This window comes from Nguyenibacter vanlangensis (genome assembly GCF_013376155.1).
Taxonomy (GTDB): domain Bacteria; phylum Pseudomonadota; class Alphaproteobacteria; order Acetobacterales; family Acetobacteraceae; genus Gluconacetobacter; species Gluconacetobacter vanlangensis.
Genome location: NZ_JABXXP010000333.1, coordinates 1 through 3,194, shown reverse-complemented (window position 1 = coordinate 3,194; position 3,194 = coordinate 1). Strand labels below are relative to the sequence as shown.

Here is a 3,194-nt window from a genome sequence, read left to right as displayed (position 1 = left end):
GTCGTCGTGCCGGGCACGGGCATCGCGCACCGCGCGGCCGAGGGCGATGGCGCGGGTCGTGGTGTGGTGAATGCCGAATTGCTTGACCTCGCGCCCGGTACGCGGCGCCTTGCACGTGGCCGCGATCGAGCCCATCTGCACGCAGATGCTGCGGGTGATCCGTTCGACCCAGGGCCAGCTTGCGGCGCGGGTGACGAGCGCATCGTTGTCGCGGATGTCGGAGACGGCGCAGGGAAACATCTGCAATCCGGCGATGGCGAAGCTGGTCATCTGGGCTTCGGGGTAGGCGCGGCCCATGGAGTCCGCATCCACCACGGGCAGGCCGGACATCGCGGCCACCATCAAGGGCTGGAAGGCATTGCCGCCGCCGATTTCCAGCGCCATGACCGCGCGGAAACGCCGGCCGAGATATGCCTCCATCATCCGAACGGGCTTGAGCGCGAAGTCGGGGCTGGACAGCCGTTCCTGGCCGACCAGGGGGGCGCCCATGTTCGAGACCACGGCCACCAGGTCGTCATCGGACAGTTCGTCGGGCGACATCAGGCTGACGCTGGCGCCTTCGGCATACAGCCTGCGCATGTTGAGCCAGGAGAGATAGGGCGAACCGCCGCCGCCCGTGCCCAGGATCCACGCCCCGACGGCCAGCGGCTCGAGATCGTCCTTGCCTATGGCGTGCATCGTCGTTTCTCCGGCATTCTCTTCAGGTTTATGGGGGTGGCGGGGCGATCGTCCCGCCGCGTGTCGTCTACCAGGACATGCCGAAGCGCGCGCCGCAGAAGCGCGGTGGAGCCGGCACTGCGAAATATTCGACGATGCCGGTCGCGCGCGTGATATCGTAATGCCGGTTGGCGATATTCGAGGAATAGGCGCTGACATACCACCGGCGCGATCGCGGACGGAAGGTGATGCCGGCATTGGCGATGAAATAGGCCGGAATCTGCGTCTGGTCGGGGGCGTAGGCGCCGGTCGGCTTGTACGGATCGCTGTAGCTGTAATCGGCCTCGATATCGAGATCGTAGCGTTTCGAGAGCGGAATCGCATAATCGGCCATGCCGTTGAGCGTGACCTTGGGCGTGCCCTGGTCCTGGCCGTTCGCGCTCTGGTAGATCGGGCGCCCTGCCGGCGTGCGATACAAGCACCGGGATACAGGTGCTGCCGATGAAGAGAAGCAGCCCGAGATGGCCCAAGCGGACGAGGACGGGGACGGGGCCGGAGCGTGACGGGAGGTGAAACATGCGAAGCATCCTGTGCCGTGCCGGACCAGCATTCCGGGGGATAAGGAAAAGGCGGGCGGGAGGCGCGGGCTATTGCGCGATCAGGTCGATCGCCGCGGCGATGACCCGGCGGGGGATCAGGACCGGACATCCGTACCGGCGATGCAGGGCCGCGCGCATCGGCTCGTCGAACCCCACGCAATGCATGACGATCAGGTCGGCCCCGGTCAGGGCGGCATCCAGGCGCCGGTATCGTTCGGGGTCCTGGCTTGCCGGGACGTAGGGGGAAACCCAGCTTCTGATCGTCTCGACGCCGTCATAGGGCGTATGCATGGCAGCCTGTGCGGCATTGGGCACGACCAGCGCGATCGTCCTGAGTCCGGACAGCAGGCCCGTGGCCAGACGATCCATCAGGCGCTGGGGTTCGATGAGCGGCGTACGGAGGGCGAGCGCGTGCAATTCCGGAAAGTTTCCGGTGCACAAGGGAACAATCAGGTCGAATTCCTGCCGGTCGATGCGATGGATGAGTGCGATGAGGCTTCGGGTCGCAAGCGCCTTGTCCAGATGCACCTCGCGACCGCAACGAAGGCGCGACACCAGCATCGGCGCGGTGTCGGCCGGCGCCATCGCGGCGATCCCGGCATCGTCCAGATCATCGAGAACGCCGAACCCTGTGGCGACGACATCCGCGTGCACGAGGTCCAGGATGGCGGGGACGAGGTCGTCGCGCGGGGTCTGGCCGATGGTCACGAAGGCGATTTTCGTTGGCATGCGACCTCATGTTCGTATCGATATTGCAACTTGTAATATCATCGCCTTTGCCGCACGCGCCGCGCCATAAGGGGGACTACGTACTCCTGGCCAAGGGGCGAGGCCGGTTCAGTGCCTATGGATCCGGATATTCGCCTTCATGGACGAGAAGAACGAGAACAGCGCATCGCCGGCGATGACGCCTCCGGCGAAGATTTCCATCGGCGAGCGGCCGGATTCTCCACGGCAGGCCAGCCAGACGGCGCGGGCCGCCAGACCGGCCAGGACGGCCCATCCGGCCTTGAGATTGACGATCAGCAGCCCGGTGGCCAGCAGGACGCCCATCTGGCGGCGCTGGCCGCCGAGCATCTGCAGGATGGCCCCGGGGATCGCCCAGAACGCCAGGGTCCAGGCGACCGATCCATGCGCGCTGCCGCGAATGGCCGCGGCATAGACGCGATCGGGCGGCGGAAACAGGTCGTGCGTAAAATAGCCGCGCCAACTGAAGGCGACGACGCATGTTGCGATCGCGAAAGCGGCGAAGGCCGTGTAAAGCTGCTGACGCCGGCCATCCTGTTCGAAGGCGGGATTGGCGCCGCCGCCGCGCAGCAGGAATCCGGCCTTGAGATCGTAGCCCATATCGGCGAATGCCGGACCGGTGGCGCTGGTCAGGCCCGCGAGCAGGGCCAGCGCCGGCATGGGGAACCCGCACAGGCTGCCGATCAGGAGGGTGATCAGCGCGATCGCGAAGGCGGGAAACCACCCCGAATGCATGGCCGCCAGCCCGACGATCAATTCATGCAGGAATGCCGCGAAGGCGGCATAAGCGACGAAGGCGACCAGCATGCGCGGCGTGAGGCCGTAGGCGACGCCGCTGAGGAGGGCCACCAGGCCGGCGATGCCGAGGAAGCCCCCGCCCCCCAAAGCCAGGGCGCCGACGATGCGGCCGTCCCGCCCGCGTTTCACGCCCGGTCCGTGCCGCATCAATGTCGATCCGACCTGGATCAATGCGACCAGGCCCGCGCCGACCATGACGCCATGGGGCACCAGCGCGGGGTCGAGATGGGCGGTGGGTCGCAGGGCCGCGGCGCTGGCGCCGAGACGATCGGCGATTCCCTGGCCGCGCACCAGCAATCCGATGCCGAACATCGACAATGCCCAGGCATTGCCGATCAGGGCCGTGCCGAACGCGGCCATGGGAACGCCGCACAGGCCGCCCGCCACGCCGAG

At 67.0% G+C, this 3,194-nt stretch carries 3 protein-coding genes and 1 pseudogene; all 4 read right to left on the bottom strand.

Annotated elements, in window-relative coordinates:
* A partial coding sequence (locus HUK84_RS13330) for a DUF917 domain-containing protein (protein ID WP_176640726.1) occupies positions 1–678 on the bottom strand: 678 nt, incomplete at its 3' end.
* Positions 679–745: 67 nt separating this feature from the next.
* Positions 746–1,135 carry a hypothetical protein gene (locus HUK84_RS13325; protein ID WP_176640725.1) on the bottom strand — a complete coding sequence of 130 codons (390 nt, stop codon included), beginning with the start codon at positions 1,133–1,135 and terminating at the stop codon, positions 746–748.
* 169 nt (positions 1,136–1,304) lie between these two features.
* Complete coding sequence (locus HUK84_RS13320; protein ID WP_176640724.1) at positions 1,305–1,985, bottom strand: AroM family protein; 681 nt, start codon at positions 1,983–1,985, stop codon at positions 1,305–1,307.
* Positions 1,986–2,093: 108 nt separating this feature from the next.
* Positions 2,094–3,194, bottom strand: a pseudogene (locus HUK84_RS13315) (OPT family oligopeptide transporter); the annotation flags it as partial.

Coding starts and splice junctions, on each gene's coding strand:
- HUK84_RS13320 (WP_176640724.1), bottom strand. CDS start 1,985: ATGCCAACGAAAATCGCCTTCGTGACCATCGGCCAGACCCCGCGCGAC.